The sequence below is a fragment of the Rhizobium lentis genome, assembly GCF_014200175.1.
Classification (GTDB): Bacteria; Pseudomonadota; Alphaproteobacteria; order Rhizobiales; family Rhizobiaceae; genus Rhizobium; species Rhizobium mulingense.
This window is the reverse complement of sequence record NZ_JACHBD010000005.1, coordinates 264,773-280,719: the sequence shown is the minus strand read 5'-3', so window position 1 is coordinate 280,719 and position 15,947 is coordinate 264,773. Positions and strand designations below refer to the sequence as shown.

Here is a 15,947-nt window from a genome sequence, read left to right as displayed (position 1 = left end):
CGAAGGGAACGAACACGTGACAAACAGGTGGAAATCAATCGGGCTTGCAACCTTGCTCGCCGGTCTGGCCCTCAGCGCCAGTTATGCCGAGGCCGCCGGTGTACTCACCATTGGCCGCCGTGAGGATTCGACGACATTCGATCCGATCAAGACCGCGCAGAACATCGACAACTGGGTGTTTTCCAACGTCTATGACGTGCTGATCCGCGTCGACAAGACGGGCACGAAATTGGAGCCGGGCCTTGCTGAAAGCTGGACCGCCTCGGATGACGGCCTGACCTACACCTTCAAGATCCGCAATGCGAAATTCTCGGACGGTTCGCCGCTTACGGCGGAGGACGCCGCCTACAGCCTGCTGCGCATCCGCGACGACCCTGCCTCGCTCTGGAGCGATTCCTACAAGGTGATCGACACGGCGGCTGCGACCGACGCGCATACGCTGACGATCAAGCTCAAGAATCCGTCGGCGCCGTTCTTGTCAACGCTGGCGCTGCCGAACGCCTCCGTCATTTCGAAGGCGGGCATGGAAGCGCTAGGCGCCGATGCCTATGCCGAAAGGCCGGTCGCATCCGGCGCCTTCACCGTCGAGGAATGGCGGCGTGGCGACCGCATTATCCTGAAGAAGAACCCGAACTTCTGGCAGGCCGACCGCGTCAAGCTCGACGGCGTGGAGTGGATCTCCGTACCCGACGACAATACCCGGATGCTCAACGTCCAGGCCGGCGAGCTGGATGCGGCGATCTTTGTACCGTTTTCCCGGGTCGAGGAGCTGAAGAAGGATACAAACCTCAACGTCGACATCGATCCCTCGACTCGCGAGGATCATCTTCTGATCAACCATGCGCACGGCGCGCTCGCCAAGAAGGAAGTCCGCCAGGCGCTCGACTTGGCGATCGACAAGAAGGCGATCGTCGACGCCGTCACCTTCCGTCAGGGCACGGTCGCCAACTCTTACATTCCGAAAGGCGCGCTTTATTATTTCGCCGATAATTTGCAGCGGCCCTACGATCCTGAAAAAGCAAAGGAGATGCTGGTTGCTGCTGGCGCTTCCGACCTGACGCTCAATTATCTGATCCGCGCCGGTGACGAAGTCGACGAACAGACGGCCGTGCTGGTCCAGCAGCAGTTGCAGAAGGCCGGCATTACCGCCAACCTGCAAAAGGTCGACCCGAGCCAGGAATGGGACATGACGGTTGCGGGCGACTACGACATCTCCGTCAATTATTGGACGAACGACATCCTCGATCCGGACCAGAAGACAACCTTCGTTCTCGGCCACGATTCGAACAATAATTATATGACCAACTACAAGAATGAGGCGGTCAAGGAACTGGTCGCCAAAGCGCGTCTCGAGCTTGACCCGAAGAAGCGTCAAGAGATGTATGTCGATCTGCAGAAGATGGCCAAGGACGACGTCAACTGGATTGACCTCTATTACAGCCCTTACATCAACGTCTCGCGCAAGAATATCGAGAACTTCCACCAGAACCCGCTCGGCCGTTTCTTTCTGGAAGATACGGTCAAGAACTGAGGCCCGGCAGCTCGTAAGTGCTCCGTCGCCTAAAGGCGGCGGAGCCTGATTATTGCTGCCACAAATCGCTGATGCGGCTTGCTTACTCGGCAGCCGCCAGCTTGTCCTGCGTTCTGGTTTCGAAGTCGCTGGCGTCATGGCGCTCGTGCAATTGCGTCGAGGGATCGCCGGAGAGGCGGTTGACCATCCGGCCGCGCTGTACGGCCGGCCTGCTGTGGATGGCGTCGGCCCAGCGCAGCACGTTCTTATAGTCCTCGACCTGCAGAAACTCGGCTGCCCCGTAGGTCCAGCCCTTCACCAACCCGCCATACCACGGCCAAACGGCAATATCGGCGATCGTATATTGGCTGCCTGCCAAATACTCGCTTTCGGCAAGGCGGCGATCCAGCACGTCGAGCTGACGCTTCACTTCCATGGCGAAGCGGTCGATCGCATATTCGATCTTCGTCGGAGCATAGGCGTAGAAATGGCCGAAGCCGCCGCCAAGATACGGTGCGCTTCCCATCTGCCAGAACAGCCACGACAGGCATTCGGCGCGCTCGCTCGGCTCGGTCGGCAGGAAAGCCCCGAACTTTTCAGCGAGATAGGTGAGGATGGCGCCGGACTCGAAGACGCGGATCGGCTTTTCGCCGCTACGGTCCATCAGCGCCGGGATCTTCGAGTTGGGATTGATCTTGACGAAGCCGCTTCCGAACTGGTCGCCATCGCCGATCCGGATCAGCCAGGCATCATACTCGGCGCCGCTATGGCCAAGCGCCAGCAATTCCTCGAGCATGATGGTGACCTTCTGGCCGTTCGGCGTGCCGAGCGAATAAAGCTGCAGCGGATGACGGCCGATCGGCAACTCCTTCTCATGTGTCGGGCCTGCGATCGGGCGATTGATGTTGGCGAACTGGCCACCATTCGCCTTGTTCCAGGTCCAGACCTTCGGTGGTACGTAATCGGAAGAACCGTTCATCTTTCAAACTCCTGGCATTGGTCGGATAGAGTTCGGCGGCAATCGGCTGGCCACCGCATTTTTGCTGACATAGCAGAGGCGATGAGGGTTTGTCACAGGTGTCGGGGCGGCTTCACACAATCGTCAGAATATTAGCAAATGCAGGAGAAAGGCCGCCTGAGAGCTCCGCTTCCGCAAGACGCCTGCCCGTCGGCTCGACGACGATGATTTTCGCCAGTGTTCCCTCGTCGGCGATGACGAACTGTTCCGGCCTGATGCCGCAGATGAATTTTGCCGGGATCGCTCAGTGCCGGGACGCAGCGTTACGCTCAGGCCGCCCCCTCGCCTTCATGATTGACCGCCGTCCTAGTGCCGGAGGAGAACATGATCAGCGCGAAGAGCGGTTCGGTGCCGAGCGCGCGCGCCCAATGGCGCACATTGCGGGGAATGCGGATGGCGTCGCCGGCTTCGAGCCGGTAAAGTGCATCGCCGAGCTTGTGCTCGCAATGGCCGGAAACGACATAGAGGATCTCCTCGCAATCGGGATGGGAATGCAGCTGGTTGCGCTCGCCGGGATTGATGCGGCAGGTGCCGAAAGTCATCTCGGCGCCCGGCGTGCCGTCGCCGGTGATCTTCCAGTTGAGTTCGCCCCAGGTGGTCGGCATGAATTCGCCGCCGGCTTTCCTGAAAATCATATCTGTCTCGGTCAAGGCTGTCTTTCCCCCGTTCAGAGATTGGTGGTGACGCCGGCATCCGCGCGTCTAAAAAAGTCGAAGAGCTTCATGATCTCGCGGGCGATTTCCAGTGTGCCCCGGGTGATTGAGGTGCCGGAAAGGATCGCATCCGTCAGATGCAGGATCTCTCCCACATAGCCGAGATAGAAGAGGTTGTTGTTGTAGAGTTGGCCGAGCGAATGCTCCGGCTCGTAGATGAGCGCCGCATTCTCGTCCGGCTGGATAAAGCTTGCGGCGCGGCCATAGGACGGCAGGTCCGCCTTACGGAAGTAGGTCAGCCGGCTGCCGTTTTCGACGATGGCATTGGCCCCTTCGCCGATGATCTCGACCCGCTCGAAGATGCTGCCGCCGGATTGGCCGGCCGCCAGATGCAGCGTGCCGATCGCGCCGGAGCGGAAGCGCAGGCTGGTGACGGTAGCCCCCGACAGCGCCTCCCATTCATAGCTCGCGCGTTCGATCTCGCCGCCGAGGAAATGGAGGATCGCGCCGGGATGATAGATATGGTCGAGGAAGCTCTGCATCCTGACGAGATCGGCGCGCTCTTCAGGCTTCGGCAGGGCTTGGGGATAGCGGACATTGATCGAGGTCAGCCGGCCGAAACCGGGCGAGCCGATCAAGTCCCTGAGCTTCTCGATGGTCGGGAAGAAGGTCTTCTTGAGACCGGTCATCACCATGCGGCCGGCTGCGGCACTTGCCGCCTGCAACCTTTCGATGTCTTCCATCGTCGCGGCTGTGGGTTTTTCCATCCAGACATGCGCGCCTGCGGCGAGCGCGTCGAGCGCCAGATCTGTTGCCTGCACCCGGCCGTCGGGATGATAGGCGGTGACGAGAAAGACCAAGTCCGGTTTTTCCTGCTCCAGCATGTCGCGGTGATCGGTATAGGCCCTGCCGGCGCCGAAAAGCTTGGCGAACTTTTCGGCGCGGGAAAGATCGAGATCGCAGATGCCGGCGAGCTCGACCGGCGCATACCGCAGCGCCGGGTAAATATTGCGGTAGGCATGGCCGCCGGCGCCGATGAAGCAGGCCCTGATGCGGTGATCGAATTCGAAATTGTAGCGGATTTCCTGCTGGACGTGGTGCGACATGGTCAGCCCTTGATTGCTCCCTGCGTCAGCCCCTCGGTGAAGCGGCGCTGCATCAGGATGTAGAGAAGAATGATCGGCAGGAACGAAATGACGGTGCCCGAGAAGACCAAGCGGTAATCGGAGGCGTAGGTGCTGGCGAAACGAACCAGCCCGAGCGGCAGCGTCTGAACTTCGGGGCTGATCAGCACGATCAGCGGCAGGAAGAAATCGTTCCAGGTGGAGAGCGCACTGATGATGACGAGCGCCTGCACCGCCGGCGTTGAGATCGGCAGAAAGACCTTGGTGAGGATCTGGAGATGCGAAGCGCCGTCGATCTTCGCGGCCTCGATCAGATCATCCGGCACGCCGATGAAGAAGCTCCGCATCAGGAATATGCCGAAGGGAATTCCGTTGCTGACCTGCACCAGCACGATACCAGCAAGCGTGTTGACGAGGTTGAGCCCGAAGAGCACCTGGTAGAGCGGGATGACGATCGCCTGAACCGGCACGGTGAGGCCGAGAATGAAGGCGTAGAATAGCCATTCCCGGCCGGGAAAACGGATCTTGGCGAGCGCATAGCCGGCAGGGGCGCAGGTGATCAGCGACAGGACGACGACGCCGACGAGATTGATGAGGCTGTTGCCGACGAGATCGCCGAAGCCGCCGATCTTCCAGGCGTCCAGATAGTTCCGCCACATCAGGTCGGCGGGCCAGGTGAAAGGGTCGGCTTGGCCGATCTCGGCCTCGGTCTTGAAACTGGAGATCAGCAGCCAGACGAAGGGGGCGAGGATCAGGATCAAGACAGGCGTCAGCGCCAGCGCCACCGGCCATTCGCGATTGCGCATACTCATTGCGAAAGCCTCGCGCGCCAGCGGTTGAAGACGATGGTAATGGCAATTGCCAGCAGGCTGAGCAGGATGCAGAGCACTGCCGCCAGTCCATGATCCTGGGATTGGAAGGCGAGCCGGTAGATATAGGTGGTGATCAGTTCGCTTTGGTAGAATGGCCCGCCATTGGTCATGACGAAGACCGTGGCGAAGCCTTTCAGGCCGTTGATCATCGCCAGCGAGACGACGAAGGTCGTCACCTCACGAAGCCCCGGCAGCGTCACATGAATCAGCTTCTGGAAGGCGTTGGCGCCGTCCACCTCAGCCGCGTCGTAGAGCGAGCGGTCGATATTCTGCAGGCCGGCGATGAAGAGCAGCATGTAGAGGCCGAAACCCTGCCAGGAGCTTGCGAGATTGACGGAAAAGAGCACCAGCGCCTGATCGGAAAGCCAGCCCTGAGTGAAGGCGCCGAGCCCGATCCGCGTCAGCGCCGTATTCAAAAGGCCGAAAAACGGATCGTAGATATTGGCCCAGATGACGCCGACCACGGCCAGAGATACCAGATGCGGCAGGAAGAACGCGGTGCGGAAGAAGACCTGGGTGATCCTCAGCCGGCTGACGGCAAGCGCCAGCAGCAGGCCGAGGCCGCCCGCCATCACCACATGATAAGCCAGCCATACGAAGGTATGGACTAGGCTCCTCCAGACGATCGGATCGTGCGCCGCCTTGGCATAGTTGTCGAAGCCGACGAAGGCCGCGGAGGTGTTGAAGCCGGACGAGCTGTTGAAGCTCAACCAGAAGGTGGCGGCGATCGGCAGCAGGGTGAAGACGGCATAGAGGCCGAGAGCCGGCGCCATCAGCCAGAATGCGGTGCCGGCATCGCCATCGGCTGAGCCGGACCTCGCCGCCCGGCGTTTGGACATACGGACAGACAGGCCGCCCGTATGTCCCGCCACGGCACGTGCATCCCTGAGAGGAGCCACGACCTTGCTGCCTGATGTTTCGGGAATGACCACTATTTCGCCTCTGCCATTTTGGCCTGGATTTGCTTCATGCCTTCTTCGCCGCCGATCTGGCCGGAGATGAGGCCCTGGATGACCTGGAAATAGGTGTCGAGCACGGTGCCCGGCAGATAGACGCTCGGATTGTAACCGACGCCGCCGGCGGCGGCTGCGAAGATGTCCTTCAGCACGGGAGTCGGAGGCTCGAAGCCTGGAATATCGCGGGGATAGATCATCGTGCTTGCCGGATCCTGGGCGCGCTTCTTCATCACCGCGTCCGACAGCATGAAGTCGATCCATTTCATCGCGAGTTCCGGCTGTCTCGAGTTGACCGGCACCAGCCAGCTCCAGCCGACGCCGCCGGTCGGCATCGCCGCGCCCTTGATGTCGGACGGCATCGGCGCGTAGCCGGCATTCGTAAGATCATAACCGGCCTTGCGGGCATTGGCGGTGAACCACGGGCCGGCAACAAACATGGCGGCACGCTTGTTGAACCAGAGGCGCGAGGCGCCGTCGAGATCGAGGCCGGCCATTTCCTTCTTGATGTCGCCTGCCTCGACCAGCTTCTGCAGCCGGATGGCGCCGGCTGCGACTGACGGGTCGTCCCAGGCAATCTCGCGACGCAGCGCCTTGCCGATCACCTCCTTGCCGCTCGCCGACTGCAGCAGGTTGCCGAAGAGATGGCCGGCGCTGCCTGATGTGCGCGGGCCGATGGCGATCGGCTGCAGGCCGGTCTCCTCGATCGACTTCATCAGCGTTTCGAATTCGCTCCAGGTGGCTGGGATCTTCCAGCCGGCCTGCGCGAAAATATCCTTGTGGTACCAGATGCCCAGCGCATCGAGCCCATCGGGAACCTCATAGATCTCGCCGCCGAACTGGCCCTTCAGCTCGGTGTAGAGCCAGGGATAGATCTTGTCCTTCCAGCCGCGTTTTTCATATTGCTGGGTGAGCGGCATGACCTGCTTGGCGTTCTTGACGACGCTGATGCGGCCGATGCCGGAGTTGGTGAGGATCACGTCCGGTCCGGCATCCGACTGTATGGCGGCCTGCACCGCGCCGTTGCTGATCGTGCCGGTCGGCGGCATGAATTCGACGGTCACACCGGGATTGGCCTTTTCGAAATCGGCCTTGATGCCGTTCCAGAGCTGCGCGACGAGCGGCTCGGTGATCTGCTCGGGCCCCCACATCTTCAGGGTTTCGGCATGTGCCGCCAGCGAACTTGCGGCGATCGCCGCCAGTGCAGTGCTGCGGGCAAGAAATTTCAGCATTGTTCCCTCCTCCGGGCCGCTCCACGGCCCCTGTTGTTCGGTTGCTGAAGGAGACCTCCCTCCCCTTCATGTCTTTCGGCTAACCCTTCTGAAAGCGTGCCATGACGGCCTGCTGGACATCGCTGATATGCGCGTGCATCAGCGCCTTGGCGCGGCCAATGTCGCGCGCCCGGAACGCCTGCAGGATCTGATCGCGCTCTTCGGCCGCCCTTTCGGCCAGATCACGGCTCTCATTGGCGATCGAGCGGCAGATCTGAATCTGCAGTGCGAGCCGCGCCAGCGTTTCGATCAGCGGCGCGCTCCCCGAAAGCTCGGCAATGGTCTCGTGGAATTCCTTATCGCGAATGCCGTAGGTTTCCATGTCGCGACGGCGCAATGCGGCCACTGCCTCATCCAGGATACGCTCGAAATTTGCGATATGCCGGTCGCTCATTTCAGGAACGGCGAGCTCGACGGCGAAGCATTCGAGCGTCTTGCGCAAATTATAGAGGTCGTCGATCTCTTTCGGCGTGAAGCTGCGCACGAAGAAACCGCGATAAGGCTTGATCTCGATGAGCCCTTCCTTGGCAAGCGTGCCGATCGCCTCGCGGAACGGCGTGCGGCTGACCTGCAGGCGTTCCGTCAGTTCCTTTTCATCGATCGATACACCGCTCGGCAGTTCGCCCGAGACGATCAGGCGAACGATTTCCTCGTAGATCCGCTCGCGAAGGGTGAGGTGGCGCGGTGCGTTCATGGTTGTTCATTTCCGTCTGGCGTTGAGGGTTTAAGTATGCAATATGCGAAAGAATATACAATATGGAAAATACAAAAACAGGAATTTTATCGAAAGCTCACAGGAAAAATAGAAAGCGGAGGAAAAGCAATGGGGAAGGTCTTTATCGTCGGCACCTGCGACACCAAAAGCGCAGAACTGAATTACGCCAAGGAGGTGGTTCTGTTGGCCGGCGCCGATGCCGTGCTGGTCGATGTTGGTACGCTTGGGGAGGGTGCTGGCGCCAATGTCCGGTCGCGCGAAGTCGCCGAATTCCATCCGGAGGGTGCGGCGGCCGTGCTCGGGCAGACGGACCGGGGAACGGCGGTTTCGGCCATGGCCAAGGCGCTAACCGCATTCCTCAAATCGCGGGATGACGTAGGCGCCGTACTCGGCCTCGGCGGAACCGGCAATACCGCGCTGGTGACGGAAGCGATGCGGGCACTTCCCATCGGCCTGCCGAAACTGATGGTCTCGACGGTCGCCTCCGGCAATGTCGCGCCCTATGTCGGGCCGAACGATCTCACCATGATGTACTCGGTCGTCGATGTCGCCGGCCTGAACGCGATCTCGCGCCGGGTGATCGGCAATGCGGCGAACGCGGCGGCCGGCATGGCTCGCAATCCCATCCCCACCTCGAGCGATGATCGGCCGGGCATCGGCATGACCATGTTCGGCGTTACCACCCCCTGCGTCACGCAGGTGCGTGAGATGCTCGGCGAAATGCACGAAATCTACGTCTTCCATGCGACCGGCGTCGGCGGGCAGTCGATGGAAAAACTTGCCGATTCCGGCCTGCTGCAGGGCGTGATTGACGTGACGACGACGGAGGTTGCCGATCTCCTTGTCGGCGGCGTTTTTCCGGCGACCGAAGATCGCTTCGGCGCCGTCATCCGCACCGGCCTACCCTATGTCGGCTCGGTCGGCGCCGTCGACATGGTGAATTTCGGCGCGCGGGAAACCGTGCCGGCGCCTTTCCGCGACCGCAGGCTTCACGTCCATAATGCGCAGGTGACGCTGATGCGCACCACACCGGAGGAAAACGGCCGAATCGGGGCCTTCATCGTCGAACGGCTGAACCGGATGCAGGGTCCGGTCCGTTTCTTGCTGCCGCTCCACGGCGTTTCGGTCATCGACGCCGCCGGTCAGCCGTTCCACCATCCTGAAGCCGACGCGGCGCTGTTTGCCGCCATCCGAGACGGCTGGCGCGATGCGCCGAACAGGCGCCTCATCGAGATAGACGCCCATATCAACAGCCCGGAATTCGCCGCGGCACTCGTCGCCAACTTTCATGACATCCATACCTCAAGGAGGGAATTTTGACCCGTATCGATAGAAACGACATTCTCAACAGGCTTCGCCGCAAGATCTCCGAAGGCCAGCCGATCATCGGCGGCGGCGCCGGCACCGGGCTTTCCGCCAAGAGCGAGGAGGCCGGCGGCATCGACCTGATCGTGATCTACAATTCCGGGCGCTACCGCATGGCCGGCCGCGGCTCGCTGGCGGGCCTGCTCGCCTATGGCAATGCCAACGACATCGTCAGGGAGATGGGCCGCGAGGTTCTGCCCGTCGTGCGCCACACGCCGGTGCTGGCCGGCGTCAACGGCACCGATCCCTTCATGCTGCCCGATCACTTCCTCGACGAGCTGAAGGCGATGGGTTTTGCCGGCATACAGAATTTTCCCACCGTCGGGCTGATTGACGGCACCTTCCGCGCTAATCTCGAAGAAACCGGCATGAGCTTCGATCTCGAGATCGACATCATCGCCCGCGCCCACGCCAAGGACATGCTGACGACGCCCTATGTCTTCAGTGCTGAGGACGCCGTTGCCATGACCCGGGCCGGCGCTGACATCGTCGTCTGCCATCTCGGCCTGACCACAGGCGGTGCGATCGGCGCCGAAACGGCGCTAACGCTCGACGGATGCGTGGAGAAGATCAACGCCTGGACGGATGCCGCCAGATGCGTGCGCGACGACGTCATCGTGCTCTGCCACGGCGGGCCGATTGCTATGCCCGCGGATGCCGCATACGTGCTCGCCCGCTGCAAGGGATGCAACGGCTTCTACGGCGCAAGTTCGATGGAGCGATTGCCGACCGAAATCGCGATCAGGGCACAGGTCGAGGATTTTGTAAAGATTTAGGCGCGGCTTGGACTGGCCACGCCAGCTGCCGGCGCCTCCAAGGTAGGGCGCCGGCAGCAAAAGCGGTCAGGGCATGACCATCGCGCCGGCGCTTTCCGGGGAGCCAAGGATCTCGTCCAGCTGCCTGACCAGCGCGCGGCTGCCCTTCACGTCGTCGGCCAGCTGCAAGAAGACCCCTGCCATGCCGCGAAAAATCTCCGCTGCCGGATCGTCCTTTCCCAGGAAGTCGGCGATTTCCTGCATTTCGGCGATCCAGCGATAGGCTTTCGGATACATGTCGGGAATGGATTTCGTCAGCTTGCGGTCAACGTCGGGAAGGCTCTCTGCGAGTTCGGCCTTCAGGCTTTCGGCAGCACCGGAACGAGATGCGGCCAGCAGCACTGCGGTGCCGAGTCCGATAAAGCCTTTGTTGATGCCGGCATAACACATCTTCAGCGCCGAAGCCGCGCCGAGCGGGCCGTCGAGCTTGCGAACCCGCAAGCCGTAATCTTCGAGCCGCCTGCTTCGCTCCCCGCTATCGCCGCTGATATAGATGGCCGGTCCTGATTTGCCGGGAACCGGCGGCCCGCCGATGATGGCGCCGTCGAGAACCTCTACCCGGCTGCCATTGAACCGCGCCGCCACGGCCTGCATGGTTTTTGGCGCGATCGCATTGAGGTCGATAAAGGGCGGCGGCGCCGGCATCCCCGATGATATCTTCGCGACCAATTCGGCGACGCCGACCGCTTCCGCCGGCGGAACGATCGACAGGATCAGCTCGGCGTCCGTCAGTGCCCCGCGTTCGACCGGTACCATGCCGGCTGCCTTGGCGCGCGCGATCGTCTCCTCGCTCCGGCCTTCGAGGCAAGTCAGCACCGTGGCGCCCTGGTCGATCAGCCGTCTGGCGACAGCGCTTCCCATTGAGCCCGCTCCGATAATTGCGAAATTCGGCATGTGAAACCCCTATAGCGTGACGACGACATCGCATCAGAGCTATCGCCGATCGGACCGCCGTCAACTGCGACAAGGCGGCAGGATGCTCCTGTTGAAAGCGGGCGACGGTCTTCCCGTGCACGCCGCCGCTTCACTGAGGGACTCCTCAATCGTCGAGAAGATCGTGCGTCATGCGGGATGCTCAGTTCTCGTCGATCGGCGTTTAGCCCAGGCGCATAAGGGCGCCGCGCTGCAAACTGAAGACACTGCCCTGCTCTGACCTCTGGCAAGTTCCCGCCACCGATCACAGGATCACCGGCTTGAGGTACCCCGTGGGTTGCCCCTCCCCGGCGGCGGCCCGGCAACCTATATCAATGCCAAGCCAACCGGCAGCATGGACTGCCCGACCGGAGATATGCATGAGCCAGGATCCCTATGAGCTTCTGGGCGTGAAGCGGGACGCGACGCAGAAGGATATTCAGAGCGCGTTCCGCAAGCTCGCCAAGAAACTTCACCCCGACCTTAACCCCGGCGACAAAAAGGCCGAGGACCGATTCAAGGATATTTCGACCGCCTACGAAATTTTGAGCGACGAAGAGAAGCGGCGACGTTTCGACCGCGGCGAGATCGATATGACGGGCGCCGAGCGGGCGCAGCGTAGCTATTACCGTGACTATGCCTCGGCGAGCGGTGCCAATGATCCTTATCGCAACAATTCCGGTTTCGCCGATTTCGCCGATATCGACAATACTTTTGCCAATTTCTTTTCGCGCCGCGCCGGCGGCGGCAGGATGCGCAGCCAGGGCCAGGATCGGCGTTTCTCCATGGAGGTCGACTTTCTCGAGGCCGTCAACGGCACCAGGACCGAGATCAAGCTGCCGGACGGGCCGCAGCTCGATGTCCAGATCCCGCCCGGAACCCGAGACGGCCAGACCTTGCGGCTGCGTGGCAAAGGTGAACCAGGCCTTGGAGGTGGGCCGCCGGGCGATGCCCTTATCGAAATCCGGGTGAGGCCCCATCGCTTCTTCACGCGCGACGGCGACGACATCCGCCTGGAACTGCCGATCTCGCTTGGCGAGGCGGTGCTCGGCAGCAAGGTCCGCGTGCCGACACCTTCGGGACCTGTCAACGTGACGCTGCCGCCGCACTCGAATACGGGCAAGGTCCTGCGTCTCAGGGGCAAGGGCGTCCCAAAACGCGGCGGCGGACACGGCGACGTCTATGTCTCCTTGAAGATTGTGCTGCCCGATAATCCAGACGAAAGGCTGACCTCCCTGGTTAAGGAATGGGCGGCGGCAAATCCATACGATGCGAGGAAGAATATGGAGGCCTGATCGTGGATGATCATGAGTTCCGTCTTTACTTGAAAATCGATGTCGTCCAGCTCGACTTCTGGGTCGAAAGGGGCTGGCTGATCCCGGAGATGTCAGGAGAAGGTCGGCAGTTTCGCGAGGCCGATGTCGCCCGCGGCCGGCTCATCCTCGATCTCATAGGCAATATGGGTGTCAACGAAGCCGGCGTCGATGTCGTCATGAATCTCGTAGATCAGCTGCACACGCTGCGGGGAACGATGAGCAAGCTGGTGACGGCCATCGGCCGACAAGAGCGGGAGGTTCAGCAGCGGCTCATCGAAAGCCTTGAGGAAATAGACCGGTTTTGAGGAGCCAGCCGCATCAGGCGGATATTTCTCACGCGGTGAACCAGTAGCGGACGATGTGGAAGAACAGCGGCGCGGCGAAGGTGATCGAATCCAGCCGGTCGAGCACGCCGCCATGACCTTCGATCACATAGCCCCAGTCCTTGGCGTTGAGATCGCGTTTGATCGCCGAGAGCACGAAGCCGCCGAAGAAACCGGCGACGACGATGACCGTGCTGATGGCCGCCGCCTGCAGGGATGAGAACGGCGTCAGGCGGTAGAGCAGCGTTCCCACCAGGATCGCCGAGGCGCCGCCGCCGATCAGGCCTTCGAGTGTCTTCGAGGGGCTGATGTTCGGCGAGAAACGATGTTTTCCGAGAAGCTTGCCCCAGACGTACTGGAAGACGTCGCTGAGCTGCACGACGATGACGAGATAGACGAGGAGAAGGGCTGAGGGCGTGCCAGTCTCAAGCATAAGCAGTGCGGGCGCATGGCTGATCGAATAGACCGTCAGCATCAATCCCCATTGCACCCTGGCAGTCCGCGCCAGGAATTCATTGACGTCGCCCGTGAGCGTCGCCACCGCCGGCAGGATCAGGAAGGCATATACGGGAATGAAGATCGCAAAGAGGCCGTACCACAACGTTCCAAGCAGCACGTAATGCAGCGGCAGGACGACGAAGAAGGATAGGAATAGCGCCTGGTGGTCGCCACGCCGTGAAGGCGTCAGCGTCCAGAATTCGCGCAGCGCCATGAAGGACAGGAATGCGAACAGGATGACGACCGCCGCATCGCCGAGCAGGATCGCGCCGCCGAAGATCGCGACCATGAGCCACCAGGAACGGATGCGGGCATTGAGGTTCTGGACGGTGGCGACGGAACCGGGTTCGGTCGCGCGCCGCTGCAGAATGAAACCGATGGCGGAAGCGACGGCGAGCAGGCCGAGGATCGCGGCAAGGACGATGGAGAACAGGCTGGTCATGCGACGCGCCCTCCGTCTGCCAGCTCGATGATCGCGGCACGGGCACGGGCCAGGAATGCTTCCTTGCCTTCGCCCGGTTCTACGCGTAGCGGCTTGCCGAAACGCGCCGTGCAGGTGATTGGCACGATCAGTATGCTTCCCTTCGGTAGGATTCGCTGCAGATTGTCGAGATGGATCGGTACGAGATCGACATCGGGGAAACGGCAGGCAAGGCGATAGATGCCGCTGCGGAATGGGGCGATCTCTTCGGTGGCGCTTCTCGTGCCTTCCGGAAAAATCAGGATCGAACGCCCCTCTTCGAGCAGCCGCTCGAGCGGCTCGAGCGGGTTGCTGTCCGGCAGAGGTTTGCGGTCGATCAGAACGGCGCGCAGGCCCTTCTCCGCGATGAAACGGCGAAGGGCGCTCGTACCCCAATAGTCGCGCGCCGCAACGGGATGGGTCAGCCGCCGCACCTGGTATGGCAGGGCGGCCATGACGGCGACCGTATCAACATGACTGTTGTGATTGGCGAAATAGATGCGGCGGCGCGTGTCGGGCGTGCAGCCCCGCCACTCGCTTCGAGCGCCGACCATGACACGGACGAACAGCACAAGAAGACGACGGATGAGCGCGGTCATAGTCTCTCCAGCGAACGGGCAAGCGTTATCGTGCGGGTGACGCAGATGACCAGGCTTCCGGCCGCGATGATGGCTGAGGTCAGGATCAGCAACCAATGGCTGGATATGCTGTTCGGCGTGACGCCGATGCGCGCCAGCCACGCGCTCATGGCGATCGCCCAGGACGACGACCGGCTCGCGATCGGTCGCCGCGAGGCCCCTTCTTCACCCATTTATTGTTTCCCCAGCCCAATAGTCTTCTGAATACCCTGCCAATGCCACCGCGCCAAGCCCCCCGGCGATCCGGTCCAAGCCCGCTCGCCCCGAAGCGAAGGACGTGCGTCTTGACGCGATAAATCTCAACCGAAAAGCATGGCGGCGACGGGGATGCAGCCTGCCACGCCGCGTTTCTTGCGCCAAGTCGCGACGCCATCAGGACGCTGAAAAATCGGTGTACAAAGAAAGAGCACAGCGGGTGATCAGCCTGATTTTTAAGCCTATTCTCTCCTTGACACATTTTTAGGCGCTACTATGATTTTTAAACCAGATGGTAAAAAAAGGGGAGCAATCGATGACCAAAGACATCCTGATTTCACGCCGGGCAGTGATCGCATCGGGCATTGCGCTCGGAGTGACCAGCTTCGCCCCGCTCACCAGGGCCGCCGCCCCGCTGAAAGTTGCCGGCATTCATGCGTCGCCGGTTGAAAATGCCTGGAATTCCTGTCTCCACAAGGCCCTTCAGGACGCCGCCAAGGACGGCGTCATCGAATATGTCTTCTCCGAGGGCGTCTCCGGCACCGATTATCCCCGCGCCATGCGCGAATATGCCGAACAGGGCAACAAGCTGATCATCGGCGAGGCCTATGCGGTGGAGAAGGAGGCCCGGCAGGTCGCGGCCGATTATCCGGATACCGCTTTCGTGCTGGGTTCGAGCGGCGACCAGGCCGGCGACAATTTCGGTGTTTTCGGCACCTGGAATCACGACGGCGCCTATCTGGCCGGGATGCTGGCGGGCAAGATGACCAAGTCGAACGTCGTCGGTTCGGTCGGCGCCATTCCGATCCCGGAGGTCAACATGCTGATCAACGCCTTTGCCGCGGGCGTCAAGGCGGTCAACCCCGACGCAAAACACCTCGTCTCGTTCATCGGCACCTTCTTCGATCCACCAAAGGCCCGCGAGGCCGGGCTCGCCCAGATCGACGCCGGCGCCGATATCCTGTTCGGCGAGCGCATCGGCACGGCCGATGCCGCCAAGGAACGCGGCATCAAGTCGGTCGGTTCGCTGGTCGATTACACGCCGCGTTATCCCGATACGGTGTTTGCCAACGCCATGTGGTATTTCCGACCGATCCTGAATGCCGCGATTGCCGATGTCGCTGCCGGCAAGCCGGTCGGCAGGAACTACACGTCTTACGGCCTGATGAAGGAAGGCGGCAGCGATATCGTCTTCGTAAAGGGTGTTGCGCCTGCCGAGGCTGAGGCCGCGATGGAAGCCAAGCGGGCAGAGATCAAGGCCGGCACCTTCGAAGTGCCGAAGATGATGGAAGAGCCGAAGTAGTTCGGC

At 61.5% G+C, this 15,947-nt stretch carries 16 protein-coding genes and 2 pseudogenes; 7 read left to right on the top strand and 11 right to left on the bottom strand.

The window, feature by feature from the left end:
* Positions 1–16 precede the first annotated feature (16 nt).
* Positions 17–1,531: an ABC transporter substrate-binding protein gene (locus tag GGI60_RS14375; protein ID WP_183916782.1), complete on the top strand. Its 1,515-nt coding sequence runs from the start codon at positions 17–19 to the stop codon at positions 1,529–1,531.
* An 82-nt stretch (positions 1,532–1,613) separates the two neighbouring features.
* Here the strand turns inward: GGI60_RS14375 and yghU are convergent, their stop codons facing one another.
* The 7 genes from yghU to GGI60_RS14340 form a co-directional block, all read right to left on the bottom strand.
* Positions 1,614–2,489, bottom strand: a complete 876-nt coding sequence (yghU, locus tag GGI60_RS14370) for a glutathione-dependent disulfide-bond oxidoreductase (RefSeq protein ID WP_183916780.1) — start codon at positions 2,487–2,489, stop codon at positions 1,614–1,616.
* 308 nt (positions 2,490–2,797) lie between these two features.
* Positions 2,798–3,178 carry a cupin domain-containing protein gene (locus GGI60_RS14365; protein WP_183916778.1) on the bottom strand — a complete coding sequence of 127 codons (381 nt, stop codon included), beginning with the start codon at positions 3,176–3,178 and terminating at the stop codon, positions 2,798–2,800.
* Between the two features lie 17 nt (positions 3,179–3,195).
* Positions 3,196–4,287: a Gfo/Idh/MocA family protein gene (locus GGI60_RS14360; protein WP_183916776.1), complete on the bottom strand. Its 1,092-nt coding sequence runs from the start codon at positions 4,285–4,287 to the stop codon at positions 3,196–3,198.
* A gap of 2 nt (positions 4,288–4,289) precedes the next feature.
* Complete coding sequence (locus tag GGI60_RS14355; RefSeq protein ID WP_183916774.1) at positions 4,290–5,117, bottom strand: carbohydrate ABC transporter permease; 828 nt, start codon at positions 5,115–5,117, stop codon at positions 4,290–4,292.
* Complete coding sequence (locus GGI60_RS14350) at positions 5,114–6,049, bottom strand: carbohydrate ABC transporter permease (protein ID WP_183916772.1); 936 nt, start codon at positions 6,047–6,049, stop codon at positions 5,114–5,116. The genes GGI60_RS14355 and GGI60_RS14350 overlap by 4 nt, the downstream gene beginning before the upstream one ends.
* A 59-nt stretch (positions 6,050–6,108) precedes the next feature.
* The gene (locus GGI60_RS14345; RefSeq protein WP_183916770.1) at positions 6,109–7,362 is read right to left on the bottom strand and encodes an ABC transporter substrate-binding protein; all 1,254 of its coding nucleotides are present in this window, start codon (positions 7,360–7,362) and stop codon (positions 6,109–6,111) included.
* 79 nt (positions 7,363–7,441) lie between these two features.
* On the bottom strand, positions 7,442–8,095 hold the full coding sequence (locus GGI60_RS14340; RefSeq protein WP_183916768.1) for a GntR family transcriptional regulator: 654 nt from the start codon (positions 8,093–8,095) through the stop codon (positions 7,442–7,444).
* A 129-nt stretch (positions 8,096–8,224) separates the two neighbouring features.
* Between GGI60_RS14340 and GGI60_RS14335 the strand changes: the two genes are divergently transcribed.
* Together GGI60_RS14335 and GGI60_RS14330 are read left to right on the top strand one after the other, a co-directional pair.
* Positions 8,225–9,436 (top strand): Tm-1-like ATP-binding domain-containing protein, encoded by a 1,212-nt coding sequence (locus GGI60_RS14335; protein ID WP_183916766.1) that lies wholly within the window; start codon positions 8,225–8,227, stop codon positions 9,434–9,436.
* A complete protein-coding gene (locus GGI60_RS14330) occupies positions 9,433–10,257 on the top strand; it encodes a phosphoenolpyruvate hydrolase family protein (protein WP_183916764.1) in 825 nt (274 codons plus the stop codon). Before GGI60_RS14335 ends, GGI60_RS14330 begins: the two co-directional genes overlap by 4 nt.
* A gap of 66 nt (positions 10,258–10,323) precedes the next feature.
* On the opposite strand, the gene GGI60_RS14325 is transcribed toward GGI60_RS14330, so the two are convergent.
* Positions 10,324–11,190: an NAD(P)-dependent oxidoreductase gene (locus tag GGI60_RS14325; RefSeq protein ID WP_183916762.1), complete on the bottom strand. Its 867-nt coding sequence runs from the start codon at positions 11,188–11,190 to the stop codon at positions 10,324–10,326.
* A gap of 142 nt (positions 11,191–11,332) precedes the next feature.
* Between GGI60_RS14325 and GGI60_RS14320 the strand changes: the two are divergent.
* The 3 genes and pseudogenes from GGI60_RS14320 to GGI60_RS14310 form a co-directional block, all read left to right on the top strand.
* Positions 11,333–11,449, top strand: a pseudogene (locus tag GGI60_RS14320) (universal stress protein); the annotation flags it as partial.
* Positions 11,450–11,588: 139 nt separating this feature from the next.
* A complete protein-coding gene (locus GGI60_RS14315) occupies positions 11,589–12,503 on the top strand; it encodes a DnaJ C-terminal domain-containing protein (RefSeq protein ID WP_183916760.1) in 915 nt (304 codons plus the stop codon).
* A 2-nt stretch (positions 12,504–12,505) separates the two neighbouring features.
* Positions 12,506–12,829, top strand: a complete 324-nt coding sequence (locus GGI60_RS14310; RefSeq protein ID WP_183916759.1) for a chaperone modulator CbpM — start codon at positions 12,506–12,508, stop codon at positions 12,827–12,829.
* A gap of 28 nt (positions 12,830–12,857) precedes the next feature.
* Here the strand turns inward: GGI60_RS14310 and GGI60_RS14305 are convergent, their stop codons facing one another.
* The 3 genes and pseudogenes from GGI60_RS14305 to GGI60_RS32630 form a co-directional block, all read right to left on the bottom strand.
* Positions 12,858–13,787 carry a phosphatidate cytidylyltransferase gene (locus GGI60_RS14305; RefSeq protein ID WP_183916758.1) on the bottom strand — a complete coding sequence of 310 codons (930 nt, stop codon included), beginning with the start codon at positions 13,785–13,787 and terminating at the stop codon, positions 12,858–12,860.
* Positions 13,784–14,404, bottom strand: a complete 621-nt coding sequence (locus GGI60_RS14300) for a lysophospholipid acyltransferase family protein (protein WP_183916757.1) — start codon at positions 14,402–14,404, stop codon at positions 13,784–13,786. Before GGI60_RS14300 ends, GGI60_RS14305 begins: the two co-directional genes overlap by 4 nt.
* Before the next feature lie 101 nt (positions 14,405–14,505).
* Positions 14,506–14,616: pseudogene (locus GGI60_RS32630) on the bottom strand (CDP-alcohol phosphatidyltransferase family protein); the annotation flags it as partial.
* A gap of 338 nt (positions 14,617–14,954) precedes the next feature.
* On the opposite strand from GGI60_RS32630, the gene GGI60_RS14290 reads away from it, so the two are divergent.
* Positions 14,955–15,941, top strand: coding sequence for a BMP family protein (locus GGI60_RS14290; RefSeq protein WP_183916755.1), 987 nt, complete (start codon positions 14,955–14,957; stop codon positions 15,939–15,941).
* The last annotated feature ends 6 nt before the right edge of the window (positions 15,942–15,947 follow it).

Coding starts and splice junctions, on each gene's coding strand:
- yghU (WP_183916780.1), bottom strand. CDS start 2,489: ATGAACGGTTCTTCCGATTACGTACCACCGAAGGTCTGGACCTGGAAC.
- GGI60_RS14360 (WP_183916776.1), bottom strand. CDS start 4,287: ATGTCGCACCACGTCCAGCAGGAAATCCGCTACAATTTCGAATTCGAT.
- GGI60_RS14355 (WP_183916774.1), bottom strand. CDS start 5,117: ATGAGTATGCGCAATCGCGAATGGCCGGTGGCGCTGGCGCTGACGCCT.
- GGI60_RS14345 (WP_183916770.1), bottom strand. CDS start 7,362: ATGCTGAAATTTCTTGCCCGCAGCACTGCACTGGCGGCGATCGCCGCA.
- GGI60_RS14340 (WP_183916768.1), bottom strand. CDS start 8,095: ATGAACGCACCGCGCCACCTCACCCTTCGCGAGCGGATCTACGAGGAA.
- GGI60_RS14335 (WP_183916766.1), top strand. CDS start 8,225: ATGGGGAAGGTCTTTATCGTCGGCACCTGCGACACCAAAAGCGCAGAA.
- GGI60_RS14325 (WP_183916762.1), bottom strand. CDS start 11,190: ATGCCGAATTTCGCAATTATCGGAGCGGGCTCAATGGGAAGCGCTGTC.
- GGI60_RS14315 (WP_183916760.1), top strand. CDS start 11,589: ATGAGCCAGGATCCCTATGAGCTTCTGGGCGTGAAGCGGGACGCGACG.
- GGI60_RS14305 (WP_183916758.1), bottom strand. CDS start 13,787: ATGACCAGCCTGTTCTCCATCGTCCTTGCCGCGATCCTCGGCCTGCTC.
- GGI60_RS14300 (WP_183916757.1), bottom strand. CDS start 14,404: ATGACCGCGCTCATCCGTCGTCTTCTTGTGCTGTTCGTCCGTGTCATG.
- GGI60_RS14290 (WP_183916755.1), top strand. CDS start 14,955: ATGACCAAAGACATCCTGATTTCACGCCGGGCAGTGATCGCATCGGGC.